Genomic DNA, 16519 nt, shown 5'->3' with positions numbered 1-16519 from the left:
GTCGGTGATGTATGAGGTGCCTTCGCGTGAGGATGTGGGTCAGGTGATCATTACGCGGGAGACGGTGATCGACAACGTGAACCCCACGATCGTGCCGCGCACGCCGCCGGACGAGGAGTCGGACCGGCGTTCCGCCTGAGTGGTCCGGGCGGTCGCGGGGGTCACCAGAGGGCGAGGACGCGGCTGGGGCCGCCGGAGGCGTCCAGGCCGGGCAGGACGCCGACGCTGAGCAGGGCGCCGGTCGGCGGCAGCCGGTCCAGGCCGGTCAGGGCCTCCAGCCCCCAGCGGTCGGCCCGGCCGACGACCTCGTGCGCGGGGAAGTCCGCCGAGTTCCCCGGGTCGGTGCTGAGCGTGTCCACGCCCACCCCGGTGATCGCCCGGCGGGAGACCAGGAACTCGCAGGCCTCCGGCCCGAAGCCCGGGAAGTGCCACGAGCCGTCCTCCGCCACCCCGCGCACCGCCTCGTCCCCGCGCTCCCAGCGCTCGCTCCAGCCCGAGTTCATCAGCACGGCCGCGCCGGGCGGGATCTCGCCGTGCGCCTTCTCGAACGCCAGGACGTCGTCCACGGTCACCGCCGTGTCCGGGTCCTCGGCCGCGCGGGCGCGGATGTCGATCACCGCGGCCGGGACCACCAGCTCCTCCGGGCGGATGTCGGGGACCATGCGGCCGCCGCCGATCACGTGGCCCGGCGCGTCCAGGTGGGTGCCGGTGTGCTCACTGAACGTCCACCTCTGGAGGTAGAAGCCGAACTCGCCGTCCGGAGCGGGCCCGGCGAGCGTCTCACGCCGCGGCTTGTCGTCGTCCCAGCCCGGCATGGCCGGGGAGACCACATGGCTCAGGTCCGCCACGTGCCGGAACCCCGCGGGTCCTGGAGCGGCCGGCGCGGTGCGCGCACCGGCCGGGGCCGCTGCCCCACCGCGTGAGCGGACGGTCTCACCGGTTCCGTTCAGGCACATACCCACCCCTTCGTCGTCGTCCCCCTTGCGTATCCTCCGCCGGGCGGCGCCGCAACCCGGGCGCGCGGCGGAGCAGGGGATCCCGCGGTCGCGTGCGGTCCCAGCGGGGCCGGTGGGGTTCAGAATTTTTGAAATGAGCTGGAGGTGAGGTTAGACTAACCTTCGTTCGCCGGAATTCTCCCGTGGTGTCCGTGTGTCCCATGCGTCCGTGTGCCCCCTGGGGTCACCCTCCCCCGCACGGATCGGCCCGCGGGGTACGACGCGGCCACTCCCTCATGACGAAGAAAGCAGCCTCAACCATGGACTCGACCTCGACCCTCCGCCGCGTCGGCGGCCTCGGACTGACCACCCTCCTGGCCCTGGGCCTGGCCGCCTGCGGCGCGGACAGCGCGGAGGACACCGGGGGCGAGGGCGGCGGCACCGCCGACGGAGCCTTCCCGGTGAGCATCGACAGCGCCCTCGGCACCGCCGAGATCCCCGAGCAGCCCGAGCGCGTGGTCACCCTCGGCCAGGGCTCGACCGAGACCTCGATCGCCCTCGGCGTGGTGCCCGTGGGCATCGAGAGCTACGAGTGGGGCAGCGACGACACCGGCTACCTGCCGTGGATCCACGAGGCGGTCACCGAGTCGGGCGAGGAACTGCCCGCCCAGTTCGCCGGAGCCGACGACATCGACTTCGAGGCGATCATCGAGCTCGAACCCGACGTCATCCTCGCCCCCTGGTCCGGTGTCACCCAGGAGCAGTACGACGTCCTGACCGACATCGCCCCCACGGTCGCCTACCCCGACCTGCCCTGGAGCACCGACTGGGACCAGCAGATCGAGATCATCGGCGAGGCGCTCGGCCAGCCGGAGGAGGCCGCCGGGCTCATCGAGGACATCGAGGGGCGGTTCGCCGAGGCCGCGGAGGCCAACCCGGACTTCGCCGACCTGACCTTCTCCTACATCTACACCGACGGCCCGGGCACGCTCGGCGTGTTCCTGCCCGACGAGCAGCGCGTGGCCATGGTGCGGGGGCTCGGCCTGACCGTCGACCCGGTCGTGGAGGACCTGCCCGAGACCGAGGGCACCGACTCGGCCGTCATCGGACTGGAGAACGCCGACACCATCGCCGACAGCGACCTCGTCTTCACGTTCTACAGCGACCCCGAGACCCGCGCCGAGATCGAGGCGCAGGACCTGTACGGCGCCATCCCCGCCATCGAGCGCGGCTCCGTGGTCGCCAGTGACGACCCCTCCTTCGTCACCGCCTCCTCCATCATCAACCCGCTGACCGTCCCGTGGGTGCTGGAGCGCTACGTCCCCCTCATCGACGAGGCCGCCGCGCAGCTCGACGACTGACACCGACCGACCGGGTGACCGTGAAGACCATCGCGACACCGCCCCGGACCCGGCCCGCCCGCACCCTCGCCGTGATCGGCGCGGGTGCGGCGGCGCTGGCGGGGGCGGTCCTCCTCAGCCTCGTCCTGGGCAGCAAGCCCACCACGCCCCTGGAGGTGTGGCGGGTCCTGACCGGCGACGCCGACGGCTTCACCGCCACGGTGGTGGAGAGCCGCTACCCCCGCACCGTCCTGGGCATCGTCGCCGGGGCGGCGCTGGCGCTGTCCGGCACCCTCATGCAGGGCGTGACCCGCAATCCGCTCGCCGACCCCGGGCTCCTGGGCGTCAACGCGGGCGCCGCCGCCGCGGTGGTGACCGCCACCGCCGTGCTCGGCCCCACGTCGGTCACGGCGACCGTGTGGTGGGCGCTGCCCGGAGCCGTCCTGGCCGGACTGACCGCGCACGCCGTGGGCAGCCGGGGCGGCGACGGCGGCATGGTCCGCCTGGTGCTGGCGGGAGCGGTGGTCTCGGCCGTGCTCACGGCCTACGTCCAGGCCCTCGGGCTGACCTTCCCCGACGTCTTCGACAGCTACCGCCACTGGGTGGTCGGCTCGCTCGCCGGCCGGGACTTCGACGTCGTCGTCTCCGTCCTGCCGGTCGTGGCCGCGGGAACCGCCCTGGGCCTGGCCGTCTCCGGCGGGCTCAACGCCCTGGCCCTGGGCGAGGAGGCGGCCGTGGCCACCGGCGCCAACACCGCGTGGGTGCGCTCGGGCGGGCTCCTGGCGGCCACGGTGCTGGCCGCCGGCGCCACCGCGGCCGCAGGCCCCATCGCCTTCGTCGGCCTGGCCGTCCCGCACGTGGTGCGCGCCCTGGTGGGCGTGGACTTTCGCGCCCAGGTCCCCTTCGCGCTCCTGGCCGGCCCGACCCTGCTCCTGGTGGCCGACGTCGTGGCGCGCACGATCGTCCGCCCCACCGAGCTCATGGTCGGCGTCGTCACCGCGTTCGTGGGCGCCCCCGTCCTGTTGTACGCCGTCCGCCGCATGCGGGAGACCACATGAGACCGGCCCTGTCCACCCGCCGCGCGTCGGCGGCCGAACCGGCCACCGCCCCGGATCGCGCGGCGTCCGGGCAGCGCGTCCTCCGGCTGGGCCGCGCGGTGGCACTGCCCGTCCACCCGCGCTCCCTGCTGGTCGCCGCGGTCCTGCTCGTGCTGCTGGCCGCCGCCGCGGCCGCCACCCTGAGCCTGGGCCGCCTGGGCGTTCCGCTGACCCGGCTGCCCACCGTGGTCGCCGGCGGAGGCGAGGCCACCGAGACCTTCGTCCTGGACCGGTTGCGCGGCCCGCGCCTGGCCGTGGCCGCCGGGACCGGCGCCGCCCTCGGCCTGGCCGGGGCGCTCTTCCAGTCCGTCACCCGCAACCCGCTGGGCAGCCCCGACGTGATCGGCCTGGGCGCCGGCGCCGGAGCGGGCGCGGCCATCGCCGCGCTGGTACTGCCCGGCATCGTGCCCGTGCCCCTGGGTGCCCTGGGCGGGGCGGCCCTGGCCATGGTGATCGTGGCCACCGCCACCGGGACCGGGCTGCGCCACCCCGGACGCCTGATCATCGCCGGGATCGGCGTGGCGGCGATGGCGCACGCCGTCAGCGAGTTCGTGGTCTCGGTGATGGCCCGCGACCAGGCCAGCGTCCTCCACTCCTACCTGTACGGCAGCCTGGGCGCCCGCTCCTGGGAGCACGCCGCCGTCATCTGGGGCGTCCTCGTCCTGGCGGTGCCGCTGGTCCTGCTGATCGCCGGCGCGGTCGCGGTGAACGAGATGGGCGACGAGCTCGCCGACGCCCTGGGCGGGCGCGCCCGGTCCACCCGCACGGCCGCGATCAGCCTGTCGGTCGTGCTCACCGCCGCCGCGGTCAGCGTCGCCGGGCCGATCGCGTTCGTCGCCCTGACCGCGCCGCAGATCGCGCGCAGGACGACCGGCGCCCCCGGGCCCAACCTGGCCGTGGCCGCCGTGGTCGGTGCCCTCCTGCTGGTCCTGGCCGACCTGGCCGTCCAGCAGTCGCCGATCGGCAACGGCCTGCCGGTGGGCCTGTTCACCCTGGGCTTCGGCGGCGTCTACCTGGGCTACCTGCTCATCAGAGAATGGCGAAGGGGAAAGCTGTGAACGAGGGACCTGTCCTGGCGGCGGAGGGCCTGACGCTCGGGTACGGAGGCGAGCCGGTCGTGCACGAGCTGGACCTGGCGGTGGCCGAGGGCGAGTTCACGGTCATCGTCGGCCCCAACGGGTGCGGCAAGTCCACATTGCTCAAGGCGCTGGGGCGGGTCAACGCGCCGACGGCGGGCCGGGTGCTGCTCCACGGCGCCGACATCCGCGCGCAGCGCGCCAAGGCGGTCGCCCGCAGGCTCGCGCTGCTGCCGCAGAGCCCGATCGCCCCCGAGGGCATCACCGTGCGCGCGCTGGCCGCCCGGGGCCGCTTCCCGCACCGGACCCTGCTGCGGCAGTGGAGCCCCGAGGACGAGGAGGCGATCGGCCGGGCCCTGGAGCTCACCGGCCTGACCGCGCTGGCGGACTCGCAGGTGGGCGCGCTCTCGGGCGGTCAGCGCCAGCGGGCGTGGGTGGCGATGGTGCTGGCCCAGGACACCGGGGTCCTGCTGCTGGACGAGCCCACCACCTTCCTGGACATCGCCCACCAGTACGACCTGCTGGAGCTGTTCGCCGCCCTGCACCGGGGCGGCCGCACGGTCGTCGCCGTCCTGCACGACCTGGCGCAGGCCGCCCGGTTCGCGACCCGGCTGGTGATGATGAGCGGCGGGCGAGTGGTCGCCGACGGTCCGCCCGGCTCAGTGGTCACCGCTGAGCTGGTGGAGGCGGTGTTCGGGCTGCCCTGCGACGTCGTGCCGGACCCGCGCACGCGGACACCGCTGGTCATCCCGCACGAGAGGGCCTGAGCCCCGGACCCGTCCGGCTCGTGCACACCGACCGCCGGTCACCGCACACCGGAGGGGCTGAGCCCCGCCCGTCCCGGTCTCCGCCCGTCCCGTGCGGCCGGCACCGCGGCCGACCTCGTACGAGAGGGCGCGTGAGCCCCGGCCGGTCCCGTCCGGTTCGGCCGGCCGCGACCGGGTCGGCTCAGTCGCGGCGCGCCTTGTACTCCTCCCAGTGGGCGAGGAGCGTGTCGTGGTAGTCGTCGAGCCAGGCCATGTAGTCGTGCATGTTGCGCAGCCTGGTGCGCGCGGGCGCGCCCAGGTGCGGCAGGCGCTCCAGCGCCGACGCGGCCAGATCGCGCTGGTCGCGCAGGTAGCCGCGCTCGTTGCGCAGGAAGCCGCCCCACACGTCCTCGTCCATGGTGATCAGCCGGGAACGCCGGTCGGGCGCCTCGACCAGCGTCACGAACCCCAGGTCCCGCAGGCGGCGCACGGACTCCGAGACCGATCCCCGGCTGACCCCGGCCCCCTCGGCGACCTCCTCGGCGCCGACCGCCTCCCGGTCGGCGACCAGCAGGAATCCCACGATGCGCCCCTCGGCGCGGGGGCGGCCCTGGGACTGCCAGAACTCGGAGAAGCGGCGGACGAAGTCGGCCCGGAACTCCTGATCCGCCTGTGGGGTCTCGGTTTGCGAGGTCTCCGACATGCCCGTCACGATAGCGTTCGGCGGGCGCGGACCGGTACCTCAGTCGGCGCGCAGCGACTCCAGCATGCGCGAGAGCGCCGCCCACACGTCCTCCAGCCCGGTCGGGGAGGGGGAGCCGGCCAGCCACAGGGCCGCCTCGTTCATCGCCCCGGACAGCAGGCGGGCCACGGGTGCCACCGGCTGCTCGGGCAGGACGCCCGCAGCCACCAGGGCGCTCAGCGCCTCGTGCAGGTGCCGCGCGGAGGAGGCCTCGTCCAGGGCGCGCCACTCGCTCCACCCCAGGACCGCCGGCCCGTCGACGAGCATGATCCGCTGGACGTCCGGTGCCGTGCTCGCGGTGAGGAAGGCCCGGCAGCCCGCCGTGAGCCGGTCCCAGGGGTCCTCGCGGGCGTCGGCGCGCGCGGCCACCGCGTCCGCCACCTCGCCCTGGACCTCGTCGAGGACGGCGCGGAACAGGTCGGCCTTGCCCGTGAAGTGGTGGTAGAGCGCGCCCTTGGTCACCGAGGCGGCAGCGACGACCTCGGCCAGCCCCACGTCCGCGTAGCCGCGTTCGGCGAAGAGCCGGCGGCCGTGCGCGACCAGGGTCCTGCGGGTCCGCTCGCGCTGCTCGGCACGTGCGTTCGTGGCCATCGGTCCTCCATTGACATACCGGCGGTACGTCACTAGCGTACTTTCACATACCGACAGTATGTGAAAGGGTCCACCCATGACGCCGACCGGCTTCTATCCCGTCCTGTGCACGGCCCGCCTGGCGGAGTCGCGCGAGTTCTACACCCGCCTGTTCGGCTTCGAGGAGACCTTCGCCGCCGACTGGTACGTGAGCCTGCGCCGACCCGGCCCGCCCGACCTGGAACTGGCCCTGCTCGACCACACCCACCCCACGCTCCCGGCCGCCTACCGCCACCCCGTCCGCGGCCTCCTGCTCAACGTCGAGGTGGAGGACGTGGACGCCGAGTGGGAGCGGCTCGTCGTCGGTGAGGGCCTTCGCCCCGAACTGGAGCTGCGCAGCGAGGACTTCGGCCAGCGCCACTTCATCGTCGCCGACCCGGACGGCGTGCTGATCGACGTCATCACCCCCGTTCCCCCCTCCGCCGAGTACGCCGACGCCTATGTCCGGTGACGGGGAGCGCGGAGCCCGCGCGGGGCGCCACACTGGGAGAATCGACGGGAAGGGGTCCGCGTGGCGATGACACTGGACGAGGCCACCGCACTGGCCGAGCGGGCGCACGAGGGCCAGGCCGACAAGGCCGGGCGCCCCTACGCCGAACACGTCCTGGCCGTGCGCGACCGGCTGGCCGGGCACGGCGAGCTCGCCCAGATGGCCGGCGTCCTGCACGACGTGCTGGAGGACACCCGGCTCACCGCCGGTGACCTGCGGGCGCGGGGCTGCCCCGAGGCGGTGGTCGCGGCGGTCGAAGCGGTCACGCGCCGCCCGGGGGAGTCCTACGACGACCTCGTCCGCCGGGCCGCGGCCGATCCGCTCGGCCGGCTGGTCAAGCTCGCCGACAACGCGCACAACGCCGACGAGGAGCGCCTGGCGGCCCTGCCCGCGGCCCAGGCCGAGCGCCTGCGCGCCAAGTACGCCCGCGCCCGTGAGACGCTGCTGGCGGCGGCCCCGCGTGAGCCCGGCGGCCCCGCGTGAGCCCGCGCGGGCGCGAGCATCCCTCCACCGCCCCGGCCGATGAGCGCGGAGTCACGCGGCGGCCTGGTCCGTATCCCTCCCTGGGGTACCAGCCGGTCGGTATGCTGTCCCGATGACCAAGCCCCCGGCGGGGGCGCGTCGGGGTACGAAGCGAGGACGGGCATGGCGCGAGGACAGCGAACGGCGGGGAACGGGACGGACGGGGGGTCGGTTCCCGAACGCCTGCTCGGTGCGGCCACCCGGCTGTTCGCCGAGCGAGGCTTCGAGAGCACGTCGGTCCAGGAGATCGTGGTCGCGGCCGGGGTGACCAAGGGCGCGATGTACCACTACTTCGGATCCAAGGACGACCTGCTGTACGAGGTCTACGCCCGGGTCCTGCGCATGCAGACCGAGCACCTGCAGCAGATCGCCGCACGTGAGGAGCCCGTCGCCGACCGCCTGCGCGCCGCGGCCGCCGACGTCATCGTCACCAGCGTCGCCAACCTGGACGACACCGTCATCTTCTTCCGCTCCATGCACCAGCTGGGCGAGACCAAGCGCAAGACGGTGCGCGCCGAGCGGCGCCGCTACCACGAGCTCTTCCGCGACCTCGTCCAGCAGGGCCAGAGCGAGGGCGTCTTCCGCGACGACGTGCCCGCCGACCTGGTCGTGGACTACTTCTTCGGCTCGGTGCACCACCTGGGCACCTGGTACCGCAAGGACGGCCCGCTCACCGGGGAGGACGTGGCCCGCCACTTCTCCGAGCTGCTCCTGACGAGCCTGCGGCCGCGCTCCTGACACGGGCGGGGCCGGGGAGCGCCGCCAAAGCGCTCCCCGGCCCCGCCCGCACACCGGGATCAGGCGTACTTGCGCAGCTCGGCGCGGGCCAGCGAGCGCAGGTGCACCTCGTCCGGCCCGTCCGCCAGGCGCAGCGTCCGCACGGCCGCGCTCCAGGCGGCCAGCGGCACGTCCTGGCTCACCCCGGCCGCGCCGTGGGCCTGGATCGCCTTGTCCAGGATCCACTCCACCGCACGCGGCGTGGCGATCTTGATCGCCTGGATCTCGGTGTGCGCGCCCTTGTTGCCGACCGTGTCCATCAGGTAGGCCGTCTTGAGCACCAGCAGGCGCACCTGTTCGATGCGCACGCGCGCCTCGGCGATCCACTCCCGCACCACGCCCTGGTCGGCCAGCGGACGGCCGAACGCCACCCGGTCCAGGACCCGGCGGCAGGTGAGCTCCAGGGCCCGCTCGGCCATGCCGATCGCGCGCATGCAGTGGTGGATGCGCCCCGGCCCCAGCCGCGCCTGGGCGATCGCGAAGCCCTCGCCCTCGCCGCCGATGAGGTTCTCCGCCGGCACCCGCACGTTGTCGAAGACGACCTCGGCGTGCCCGCCGTGGTCGCTGTCGTCGTAGCCGTACACCATCATGCCGCGCTCGACCCGCACGCCCGGGGTGTCGCGCGGGACCAGCACCATGCTCTGCTGGCGGTGGCGCTCGGCGTCCGGGTCGGTCTTGCCCATGACGATGAGGATCTCGCACGCGGGGTTGAGCGCGCCCGTGATGAACCACTTGCGCCCGTTGACGACGTAGGAGTCGCCGTCGCGGACGATCGTGGTGCCGATGTTGGTGGCGTCGGAGGAGGCCACGGCCGGCTCGGTCATCGCGAACGCGGAGCGGATGCTCGCGTCCAGCAGCGGGTCCAGCCACCGCTTCTTCTGCTCGGGGGTGCCGAACATCGTCAGCACCTCCATGTTCCCGGTGTCGGGCGCGGCGCAGTTGAGCGCGATGGGGGCCAGGCGCGGGCTGCGCCCGGTGATCTCGGCCAGGGGGGCGTAGCGGAGGTTGGGCAGGCCCCCGTGCTCGGGGTGGCCGGCCAGGAACAGGTTCCACAGGCCCAGCTCGCGCGCCTTGGCCTGCAGCTCGAAGACGATCGGCGCCGTGGCCCAGGGGTCGGGGAGCTCGGCGCGCTGCTGTTCCAGGACCGCTTCGGCCGGGTAGACGTGCTCGTCCATGAAACCGAGGAGCTTCTCGCGCAGCTCCTCGGTCTCCTTGTCGTAGGCGAAGTCCATCAGTCCTCCTTGAGAGTGGCGTGGGCGCGTCGGACCAGGGGGGCGACCATCTCGCCGATCCGGTCGAAACCCGCCCCTACCGTGAGCCCCTTGCTGTGGCGCAGGTGGATGCCCTCGGCGATCACGGCCAGCTTGAAGCAGCCGAAGGCCACGTACCAGCCGAGCCGGGAGACGTCGCGCCCGGTCGCGGCGGTGTAGAGCTCCACCAGTTCGGCGGAGGAGGGGAATCCCTCCGCCGAGGTGGCGGGTGCCGAGGCCCCGCCGACGTCCGTGGGCTGGTCGCGGTAGACCAGCATCAGGCCGAGATCGACCAGCGGGTCGCCCAGCGTGGCCATCTCCCAGTCCAGGACCGCGTTGAGCTTGCCCTCGGGGCTGACCAGCACGTTGTCCAGCCGGTAGTCGCCGTGCACGATCCCGGGGGCCGACTGCTCCGGCAGCGTCCGCGCGAGGCGCTCGTGCAGCTCGTCGATCCCGGGGATGTCGCGGCTGCGCGAGGCCGCCAGCTGCTTGCCCCAGCGCCGCACCTGGCGTTCGAGGAAGCCCGCGGGGCGGCCGAAGTCGCCCAGTCCGACCTCCTCGGGCACCACCTCGTGCAGGGCGCCCAGGGTGGCGACCAGCTCCTCGGCCACCGACCGGACGCCCGCGGCGCCCAGCGGCGCGATCTCCGCGCTCGTGCGGAAGGGCGTGCCCGGGACGTGCTCCATCACGTAGAAGGGAGCGCCGAGCACCTCGGTGTCCTCGCACAGGGTGTAGGTCCGCGGCACGGGGACGGGGGTGTCGCGCAGCGCCGTCATCACGCGGTACTCGCGCGGCATGTCGTGCGCCGTCGCCAGGACGTGGCCCAGCGGCGGGCGGCGCACCACCCACCGGCCGGTCCCGTCGGTGACGGTGTAGGTCAGGTTGGACTTGCCCCCCGCCACGACCTCGCCGCTCAGCGGGCCCGAGACCAGGCCGGGGACGGCCCCTTCGAGATGGGTGCGCAGCCGGTCCAGGTCCAGGCCGGGCAGGTCACCGCTCATTCGTTGCCCTCCTCGGCGAACACCTTGGACCGCAGGCGCCGCATGCCCGACAGCCAGCGGTCGGTGTCGGCGGCCCGGGCCGCGTAGTAGTCGGCGACCTCGGGGTGCGGCAGGATGAGGAAGCGCTCGTCGGCCAGGCCCGCCATGACAGCGTCCGCGACCTCCTCGGGGGTGATGGCGCTCGCGTCCATCAGCGCCTTGCCGACCTCGCCGGAGGAGTCCAGCATGTTCGTGCGCACGCCCAGCGGGCACACGCACTGGACGGTGATCCCGCGGTCGCCGTAGGTGGCCGACAGCCACTCGCCGAAGGCCAGGGCGGCGTGCTTGGTCACCGAGTACGGCGCGCTGGCGAGCATGGTGAGCAGGCCCGCGGCCGAGACGGTCGAGACGAACCGGCCGTGGCCGCGCTCCAGCCAGCCGGGCACCAGCTCGCGGGCGGCGCGCACGTGGCCCATGACGTTGACCTGCCAGGACAGGTCCCAGTCGCTCTCGGGAGCGTCCTGGAAACCGCCGGTGCCGACCCCGGCGTTGGCCACGTACAGGTCGATCGCGCCCAGGTGGGCGCCGGCCTCGGCGATCAGTGCGGTGACGCCGTCCTCGCTCGCGGCGTCGCCCGGCACGGCGATCCCGCCGATCTCGGCGGCCACGGCCTCGGCCGCGCCCACGTCCAGGTCGTTGACGACGACGCGGGCGCCCTCACCGGCCAGCCGGCGGGCGAGCGCGGCGCCGATGCCGTTGCCGGCCCCGGTGATGACGGCTCCGGTGTTGTTCAGGTCCATGTCACACGCCTCCGGTGAGAGTGGTGCCGCCGTCCAGGACCAGGGTGCGGCCGGTGACCCAGGCGGCGTCCTCGGAGAGCAGGAAGGCGACGGCGCCGGCGACGTCCTCGGGGACGCCGAGGCGGCCCAGGGGGTAGCCGGCCGCGACCTGCTCCTCCCGGCCCTCGTACAGGGCGGTGGCGAACTTGGTCTTGACCACGGCGGGGGCGACCCCGTTGACGCGCACGCCGGGCGCGAGTTCGAGGGCGAGCTCGGTGGTGATGTGGCTCAGCATCGCCTTGGTGGCGCCGTAGAAGCCGATGCCGGGGGCGGGCTTGGTCCCGGCGACCGACGACACGTTGACGATGGCGCCGCCGTGCTCGGCCATCCAGGCCTTGTGCGCCCGCTGGACCCACCCGATCGCGGAGAGCGCGTTGACCTCCACCATCTTGCGGGCCGCGGACAGGTCGAGGTCGACCATGCGGCCGTAGACGGGGTTGATGCCCGTGTTGTTCACCAGGAGGTCGACGCTGCCGAAGGCCTCCAGGGTCGCGGCGATCGCCTCGTCCTGGTGATCGGGCTTGTCGGCGCCGCCCGCCACGCCGATCGCGTGCTCGGGTCCGCCGAGGGCCTTCACGGCCTCCGCCAGGGGCTCGGGCTTGCGCGCGGTGACGCAGACGCGGGCGCCCTCGTCGACGAGTCGCCGGGCGATGGCCAGGCCGATGCCCCGGCTCGCTCCGGTGACGATGGCGGTACGGCCGCCGAACCGGGAAGTCATACGTTCTCCTTAGACCGACTGGTCGGTATGCAGGGAAGACTCTATGTCTCGGCGGGTGCGTGCCGCAAGGGGGCGGGTCCCGGTCAGGGGGCGAGAATGGCGGTGCGGGACGGACGCCCGCGACCGAGACCGACAGTGGGAGACCCCATGGCCAACGACGTCGTCGACGCACGCGAGCGGCGCCGGTACGAGATCACGGCGGACGGGAAGGTGGCCGGATTCGCCGAGTACATCCTCACCGACGGCCTCGTCACCTTCACCCACACCGAGGTCGATCCCGCCTTCGAGGGCCGGGGGCTGGGCGGCGCCCTGGTGCGCGCGGCGCTGGACGACGTGCGCTCGCGCGGACTGAAGGTGCTGCCGCTGTGCCCGTTCGTCAAGGGCTGGATCCAGAGACACCGCGACTACGCCGACCTCGTGTACGGGTCGGCCGAGTAGGGGAGGGGAGTCCGGATGACCGACTACGGACGCGAGGTGGAGTTCGGGGTGTTCCCGTCCCCGAACGCCGACGCCGGGTCCCTGCGCGAACTGTGGGGCGTGATCGCCGCGGCCGAGCACGGCGGGCTGGAGTTCGCCGGGTTCCAGGACCATCCCTACCAGCGCCGGCACCTGGACACGTGGACCCTGATGGCCACCGTCCTGGCGCGCACCGAGCGGCTGCGCGTCTTCCCCGACGTGGCCAACCTGCCGCTGCGCCCGCCCGCGGTCATCGCCACGTCCGCGGCCAGCCTGGACGTGCTCTCCGGGGGCCGATTCGAGCTCGGCCTGGGCGCCGGGGCGTTCTGGGAGGCGGTGGTGGCCATGGGCGGGCCGCGGCGCGGCCCGAGGGAGGCCGCCGACGCCCTGATCGAGGCGGTCGAGGTCGTGCGCCTGCTGTGGTCGGAGGCGCGCTCGGTGCGCTACGAGGGCAGGCACTACCGGCTCGCGGGGGTCAAACCGGGGCCCAGACCGGTCCACGACATGGGGATCTGGCTGGGCGTGCTCGGGCCGCGGCTGCTCGACGCGCTGGGGCGGATGGCCGACGGGTGGCTCCCCTCCAGCGGATACGCCGGCCCGGACCGGCTGCGCGACATGCAGGCGCGCATCGACGCGGGCGCGGCCCGGGTCGGGCGCGACCCGGCGTCGATCCGGCGCGCCTACAACGTGTGGGGCACCATCACCGGCGGCGCCTCCCGCGGGTTCCTCGACGGCCCCGTCGAGCAGTGGGTCGAGCAGCTCACCGAGCTGGTGCTGGTCCACGGCATGGACACCTTCGTCTTCGGCCCCGCCGAGGAGCCCGTACGGCAGGTCGAGCTGTTCGCGGCCGAGGTCGCCCCGGCCGTGCGCGCGGCGGTGGCGGCCGAGCGGTCCTGACGGGCCGCCCGGCCGCACCGGCTCCGGCGGTCCGCGGCGCCCGCGCGGCCGGTGGAGCGCGGTGGCCCCTGGCGCACGGGCGCCGAGGGCGCACGGACGCCGCGGGCGCACGGACGGCCGGGCCCGTCCTACGCCGAGGGGTCGAGGGTGAGCTTGCCGATGGTGCCGCGGGCCCGCAGTGCCTCGTGCGCCCGGCGCGCCTCGGACAGCGGGTAGCACTCGCCGAGCACGGGGCGCAGCCGCCCGTCGCTCACCATCGCCATCAGCTCGCCCATCGCCTGGCCGACCACGTCACCCGGCAGCAGCCAGGCGTGCGGGAGCCACATGCCGCCCACGGTCGTGGAGAAGCGCATGAGGTTGGGCAGCTGGACGGGCTTGGGCGCCTCGCGCGAGGCCATCCCGTAGAAGGCCAGGCGGCCGAACGGGGCCAGGGCGCGCACGCTCTCGTCGGTCACCCGGCCGCCGACCATGTCCAGGACGATGTCGACGCGCCTGCCCTCGTTGGCCTCGATGAGCGCCGCGGTCATGTCGGGGGCGGCGGAGTCCACGGCGGCGTCGGCGCCCAGGTCGAGCGCGTACTTGCGCTTGGCCTCGCTGCTGGCCACGGCGATGACCCGGCCGGCGCCGAAGGCCTTCGCGAGCTGGACGGCGAGCGTGCCCACGCCGCCGGCCGCGGCGTGCACGACCACGGACTCGCCCGGGTCCATGCGGGCGGTGCGCCGCAGCAGGACCCACGCGGTGGCGCCCTGGACGACCAGGGCCAGCGCGGCCTCGTCGGAGACGTCGTCGGGGATGTCGAAGCACATCGCCGGGTCGGCCGCGGTGCGCTGGGCGTAGCCGCCCCCGGAGGTCAGGGCGACGACGCGGCGGCCGTCGGGCGCGCGGCCCGCGACCTCGGCGCCCGGCACCATGGGCAGGGACGAGGGAGCCAGGTAGCTGTTCTCCGCCTGGTGGGTGTCCGCGTAGTTGATGCCCGCGCGCGCGACGTCGATCAGGATCTGGCCGGGGCCCGGCTCGGGGTCGGGCAGTTCGGTGGGCACGAGGACCTCGGGTCCGCCGAACTCGGTGATCTGGATGGCGCGCATGGGCAAGCCCCTTCGTCGTTCGTGTGGTCATACCGACCGGGTGGTATGTTACCGGATGGTACGGCACCGGGCCCGTGGTCACCAGGGTGGAGGGGCGCGCGGTCGCGCCGCCGCCGGGCGGGATCGCTTCCGGGTCTTGCGCAGGGTTACCTAACGTTGTTAGGTAGGGGGCACGGATCTCCTGGGAGGAACTCGTGGACGCAGAACAGACCGTGACGACCACCGGCGGGAGTATTCGCGGGGTGGCCTCCTCGCGCTCGGACAGCGGTGCGGTCACCGCCTACCGGGGCATCCCCTACGCCGCCGCGCCCTTCGGTCCCCACCGCTTCGCCGCGCCGGCCCCCGCACCGGCCTGGACGGACGTGCGCGAGTGCGTGGACTTCGGCCCGCCCGCGCCGCAGGGCGCCCAGATGATCGGCGCCGCCGCGTGGAGCCCCGACACCCCGCTGGACTGCCTGGTGCTCAACGTGTGGACCGCCGCCCGTGAGGGCGACCGCGCCCCCGTCCTCGTGTGGATCCACGGCGGCGCCTACATCGTCGGGGCCGCCTCCGAGCCCACCTACGACGGCACCCGGCTCGCCGAGAGCGGCCTGGTCGTGGTCAGCGTCAACTACCGCCTGGGGTTCGAGGGCTTCGGCCACGTGCCCGGACGCCCCGACAACCGGGGCCTGCTCGACCAGGCCGCCGCGCTGCGCTGGGTGCGGGACAACATCGCCGCCTTCGGGGGCGACCCCGGCAACGTCACCGTGGCCGGGGAGTCGGCGGGGGCGGGATCGGTGCTGTGCCTCATGGCCTCCCCGGCCGCCAAGGGCCTCTTCCGCCGCGTCATCGCGCACAGCGTGCCCGCGGACCACCTGTCCGTGGAGACCGCGCGGCGCGTGTCGGAGCGCGTCGCCGAGGCCGCCGGCGTCCCGCTGGACGCCGACGCGCTGGCGGAGCTGCCGCCCCAGCGCCTGCTGGAGGCCACCGACGCCGTCCTGGCCGCGCCCCCGCGCGGACCGGGGGTGAAGGTCAAGCCGTTCACCTGCTACGCCCCGGTGGTCGGCGGGCCGGAGCTGCCCGAGCCGCCGCTGGAGGCGGTGGCCAAGGGTGGCGCCGCCGGCATCGACGTGCTGCTCGGGCACAACGCCGACGAGTACCGCCTGTTCACCGAGCTCGGCCAGAGCGTGGAGATCGACGGCGACGCCGCTCTGGAGGCCACGGCCGCGCAGGTGGGCCTGCCGCCGGACGCGTTGGCCCGCTACCGCCGGGTCCGACCCGACGCCGAGCCCCGCGACCTGTACAGCGCCATCATGGGCGACGCGCTGTTCGCCCAGTACACGGTGGTCCTGGCCGAGGCGCACGCGGCGGCGGGCGGCCGGGCGCACTTCTTCCGGCTCGGCTTCCGCAGCCCGGCGATGGGCGGGAGCCTGGGCGCCTGCCACGCCCTGGACCTGCCGTTCGCGTTCGGGAACCTGGACACCGACTTCGGCCGGTTCCTGCTGGACGGACCGCCCGAGCCCGGGCACCGACGGCTCTCGGACCGGATGGTCGCCGCCTGGCGGGACTTCGCCGCCTCGGGCGACCCGGGCTGGCCCGCGGTGACGCGAGAGGCCACCGCGGTCAAGGTGTGGGACACCGTCGACGAACTGCACGCCACGGACGAGTCCCCGCTGCGCGACCTGTGGGCCGAGGCGGCGTTCTCGCCCCGGTGACCGGTCGTGGTGACGGCCCCGGGCCTCGCGGCCCGGGGTTTCGCGCCCCCCGGCCTCGCGCCCCCGGCCTCGCGGCCCGGGTCGGTGCGGCCCTGGGCTTCGCGACCCGGGGCGGTCATCCCGCGGTAAAACCTGGGGAATTCCCCGCGAGCATGAGGGCGGGACCGACTCACTGGGCACCGTCTCAGATAGGGGGCCGGACCGGTCGGCGCCCGGTGACCCGCGCGTCCGCCGGGCGCGGCCGC

Annotated in this window: 18 protein-coding genes and 1 pseudogene; 11 read left to right on the top strand and 8 right to left on the bottom strand. The window is 74.3% G+C overall.

Annotation, left to right across the window (positions count from 1 at the left end; genetic code table 11):
- A pseudogene (locus tag ADL05_RS30890) lies at window positions 1–139 on the top strand (ATP-dependent Clp protease ATP-binding subunit ClpX); the annotation flags it as partial.
- 22 nt (window positions 140–161) lie between these two features.
- On the opposite strand, the gene ADL05_RS26690 reads toward ADL05_RS30890, so the two are convergent.
- Entirely contained in the window at window positions 162–956 is a 795-nt protein-coding gene (locus ADL05_RS26690) for a cyclase family protein (protein ID WP_053619773.1), read from the bottom strand.
- A gap of 299 nt (window positions 957–1255) precedes the next feature.
- On the opposite strand from ADL05_RS26690, the gene ADL05_RS26685 reads away from it, so the two are divergent.
- The 4 genes from ADL05_RS26685 to ADL05_RS26670 are packed head-to-tail and all read left to right on the top strand — an operon-like array spanning window position 1256 to window position 5215.
- Window positions 1256–2296, top strand: a complete 1041-nt coding sequence (locus tag ADL05_RS26685; protein ID WP_053619772.1) for an iron-siderophore ABC transporter substrate-binding protein — start codon at window positions 1256–1258, stop codon at window positions 2294–2296.
- Window positions 2297–2316: 20 nt separating this feature from the next.
- Window positions 2317–3333: a FecCD family ABC transporter permease gene (locus ADL05_RS26680; protein WP_369800999.1), complete on the top strand. Its 1017-nt coding sequence runs from the start codon at window positions 2317–2319 to the stop codon at window positions 3331–3333.
- On the top strand, window positions 3330–4430 hold the full coding sequence (locus ADL05_RS26675; protein WP_053619770.1) for an iron chelate uptake ABC transporter family permease subunit: 1101 nt from the start codon (window positions 3330–3332) through the stop codon (window positions 4428–4430). Before ADL05_RS26680 ends, ADL05_RS26675 begins: the two co-directional genes overlap by 4 nt.
- Window positions 4409–5215: an ABC transporter ATP-binding protein gene (locus tag ADL05_RS26670; RefSeq protein WP_053619769.1), complete on the top strand. Its 807-nt coding sequence runs from the start codon at window positions 4409–4411 to the stop codon at window positions 5213–5215. The genes ADL05_RS26675 and ADL05_RS26670 overlap by 22 nt, the downstream gene beginning before the upstream one ends.
- Before the next feature lie 181 nt (window positions 5216–5396).
- Here the strand turns inward: ADL05_RS26670 and ADL05_RS26665 are convergent, their stop codons facing one another.
- Together ADL05_RS26665 and ADL05_RS26660 are read right to left on the bottom strand one after the other, a co-directional pair.
- Window positions 5397–5897 carry a GbsR/MarR family transcriptional regulator gene (locus ADL05_RS26665; RefSeq protein ID WP_053619768.1) on the bottom strand — a complete coding sequence of 167 codons (501 nt, stop codon included), beginning with the start codon at window positions 5895–5897 and terminating at the stop codon, window positions 5397–5399.
- 39 nt (window positions 5898–5936) lie between these two features.
- The gene (locus ADL05_RS26660) at window positions 5937–6527 is read right to left on the bottom strand and encodes a TetR/AcrR family transcriptional regulator (RefSeq protein WP_053619767.1); all 591 of its coding nucleotides are present in this window, start codon (window positions 6525–6527) and stop codon (window positions 5937–5939) included.
- Between the two features lie 76 nt (window positions 6528–6603).
- On the opposite strand from ADL05_RS26660, the gene ADL05_RS26655 reads away from it, so the two are divergent.
- The 3 genes from ADL05_RS26655 to ADL05_RS26645 all read left to right on the top strand — a co-directional run bounded on the left by ADL05_RS26655 (window position 6604) and on the right by ADL05_RS26645 (window position 8316).
- Complete coding sequence (locus ADL05_RS26655; protein WP_053619766.1) at window positions 6604–7017, top strand: VOC family protein; 414 nt, start codon at window positions 6604–6606, stop codon at window positions 7015–7017.
- Window positions 7018–7083: 66 nt separating this feature from the next.
- Complete coding sequence (locus ADL05_RS26650) at window positions 7084–7539, top strand: HD domain-containing protein (RefSeq protein WP_053619799.1); 456 nt, start codon at window positions 7084–7086, stop codon at window positions 7537–7539.
- A gap of 162 nt (window positions 7540–7701) precedes the next feature.
- Window positions 7702–8316 (top strand): TetR/AcrR family transcriptional regulator, encoded by a 615-nt coding sequence (locus ADL05_RS26645; protein ID WP_053619765.1) that lies wholly within the window; start codon window positions 7702–7704, stop codon window positions 8314–8316.
- A gap of 59 nt (window positions 8317–8375) precedes the next feature.
- Here the strand turns inward: ADL05_RS26645 and ADL05_RS26640 are convergent, their stop codons facing one another.
- From ADL05_RS26640 to ADL05_RS26625, 4 genes are read right to left on the bottom strand one after another with little or no spacing between them, the layout of a single operon-like run.
- The gene (locus ADL05_RS26640) at window positions 8376–9587 is read right to left on the bottom strand and encodes an acyl-CoA dehydrogenase family protein (protein WP_053619764.1); all 1212 of its coding nucleotides are present in this window, start codon (window positions 9585–9587) and stop codon (window positions 8376–8378) included.
- Complete coding sequence (locus ADL05_RS26635) at window positions 9587–10606, bottom strand: phosphotransferase family protein (RefSeq protein WP_053619763.1); 1020 nt, start codon at window positions 10604–10606, stop codon at window positions 9587–9589. Before ADL05_RS26635 ends, ADL05_RS26640 begins: the two co-directional genes overlap by 1 nt.
- Entirely contained in the window at window positions 10603–11385 is a 783-nt protein-coding gene (locus ADL05_RS26630) for an SDR family oxidoreductase (protein WP_053619762.1), read from the bottom strand. The genes ADL05_RS26635 and ADL05_RS26630 overlap by 4 nt, the downstream gene beginning before the upstream one ends.
- Window position 11386: 1 nt before the next feature.
- Window positions 11387–12142 (bottom strand): SDR family oxidoreductase, encoded by a 756-nt coding sequence (locus tag ADL05_RS26625; protein WP_053619761.1) that lies wholly within the window; start codon window positions 12140–12142, stop codon window positions 11387–11389.
- 147 nt (window positions 12143–12289) lie between these two features.
- Between ADL05_RS26625 and ADL05_RS26620 the strand changes: the two genes are divergently transcribed.
- Together ADL05_RS26620 and ADL05_RS26615 are read left to right on the top strand one after the other, a co-directional pair.
- On the top strand, window positions 12290–12580 hold the full coding sequence (locus ADL05_RS26620) for a GNAT family N-acetyltransferase (protein ID WP_053619760.1): 291 nt from the start codon (window positions 12290–12292) through the stop codon (window positions 12578–12580).
- A 15-nt stretch (window positions 12581–12595) separates the two neighbouring features.
- Window positions 12596–13495 carry an LLM class flavin-dependent oxidoreductase gene (locus ADL05_RS26615; RefSeq protein WP_053619759.1) on the top strand — a complete coding sequence of 300 codons (900 nt, stop codon included), beginning with the start codon at window positions 12596–12598 and terminating at the stop codon, window positions 13493–13495.
- Window positions 13496–13623: 128 nt separating this feature from the next.
- On the opposite strand, the gene ADL05_RS26610 is transcribed toward ADL05_RS26615, so the two are convergent.
- On the bottom strand, window positions 13624–14580 hold the full coding sequence (locus ADL05_RS26610; RefSeq protein WP_053619758.1) for an NADPH:quinone oxidoreductase family protein: 957 nt from the start codon (window positions 14578–14580) through the stop codon (window positions 13624–13626).
- 194 nt (window positions 14581–14774) lie between these two features.
- Here ADL05_RS26610 and ADL05_RS26605 point away from each other — a divergent pair, with 194 nt between their 5' ends.
- On the top strand, window positions 14775–16274 hold the full coding sequence (locus ADL05_RS26605; RefSeq protein ID WP_053619757.1) for a carboxylesterase/lipase family protein: 1500 nt from the start codon (window positions 14775–14777) through the stop codon (window positions 16272–16274).
- Window positions 16275–16519 lie beyond the last annotated feature (245 nt).

The organism is Nocardiopsis sp. NRRL B-16309 (assembly GCF_001279585.1).
Taxonomy (GTDB): domain Bacteria; phylum Actinomycetota; class Actinomycetes; order Streptosporangiales; family Streptosporangiaceae; genus Nocardiopsis.
The sequence above is the reverse complement of the archived record's forward strand: the minus strand, read 5'-3'. Positions and strand labels throughout refer to the sequence as shown.

What these genes read in the sequence shown, in the direction of transcription:
- ADL05_RS26685 (WP_053619772.1), top strand. Translation starts at nt 1,256, where the DNA reads ATGGACTCGACCTCGACCCTCCGCCGCGTCGGCGGCCTCGGACTGACC.
- ADL05_RS26615 (WP_053619759.1), top strand. Translation starts at nt 12,596, where the DNA reads ATGACCGACTACGGACGCGAGGTGGAGTTCGGGGTGTTCCCGTCCCCG.
- ADL05_RS26660 (WP_053619767.1), bottom strand. Translation starts at nt 6,527, where the DNA reads ATGGCCACGAACGCACGTGCCGAGCAGCGCGAGCGGACCCGCAGGACC.
- ADL05_RS26650 (WP_053619799.1), top strand. Translation starts at nt 7,084, where the DNA reads ATGACACTGGACGAGGCCACCGCACTGGCCGAGCGGGCGCACGAGGGC.
- ADL05_RS26610 (WP_053619758.1), bottom strand. Translation starts at nt 14,580, where the DNA reads ATGCGCGCCATCCAGATCACCGAGTTCGGCGGACCCGAGGTCCTCGTG.
- ADL05_RS26635 (WP_053619763.1), bottom strand. Translation starts at nt 10,606, where the DNA reads ATGAGCGGTGACCTGCCCGGCCTGGACCTGGACCGGCTGCGCACCCAT.
- ADL05_RS26655 (WP_053619766.1), top strand. Translation starts at nt 6,604, where the DNA reads ATGACGCCGACCGGCTTCTATCCCGTCCTGTGCACGGCCCGCCTGGCG.
- ADL05_RS26690 (WP_053619773.1), bottom strand. Translation starts at nt 956, where the DNA reads ATGTGCCTGAACGGAACCGGTGAGACCGTCCGCTCACGCGGTGGGGCA.
- ADL05_RS26630 (WP_053619762.1), bottom strand. Translation starts at nt 11,385, where the DNA reads ATGGACCTGAACAACACCGGAGCCGTCATCACCGGGGCCGGCAACGGC.
- ADL05_RS26675 (WP_053619770.1), top strand. Translation starts at nt 3,330, where the DNA reads ATGAGACCGGCCCTGTCCACCCGCCGCGCGTCGGCGGCCGAACCGGCC.
- ADL05_RS26665 (WP_053619768.1), bottom strand. Translation starts at nt 5,897, where the DNA reads ATGTCGGAGACCTCGCAAACCGAGACCCCACAGGCGGATCAGGAGTTC.
- ADL05_RS26640 (WP_053619764.1), bottom strand. Translation starts at nt 9,587, where the DNA reads ATGGACTTCGCCTACGACAAGGAGACCGAGGAGCTGCGCGAGAAGCTC.
- ADL05_RS26620 (WP_053619760.1), top strand. Translation starts at nt 12,290, where the DNA reads ATGGCCAACGACGTCGTCGACGCACGCGAGCGGCGCCGGTACGAGATC.
- ADL05_RS26625 (WP_053619761.1), bottom strand. Translation starts at nt 12,142, where the DNA reads ATGACTTCCCGGTTCGGCGGCCGTACCGCCATCGTCACCGGAGCGAGC.
- ADL05_RS26645 (WP_053619765.1), top strand. Translation starts at nt 7,702, where the DNA reads ATGGCGCGAGGACAGCGAACGGCGGGGAACGGGACGGACGGGGGGTCG.
- ADL05_RS26670 (WP_053619769.1), top strand. Translation starts at nt 4,409, where the DNA reads ATGGCGAAGGGGAAAGCTGTGAACGAGGGACCTGTCCTGGCGGCGGAG.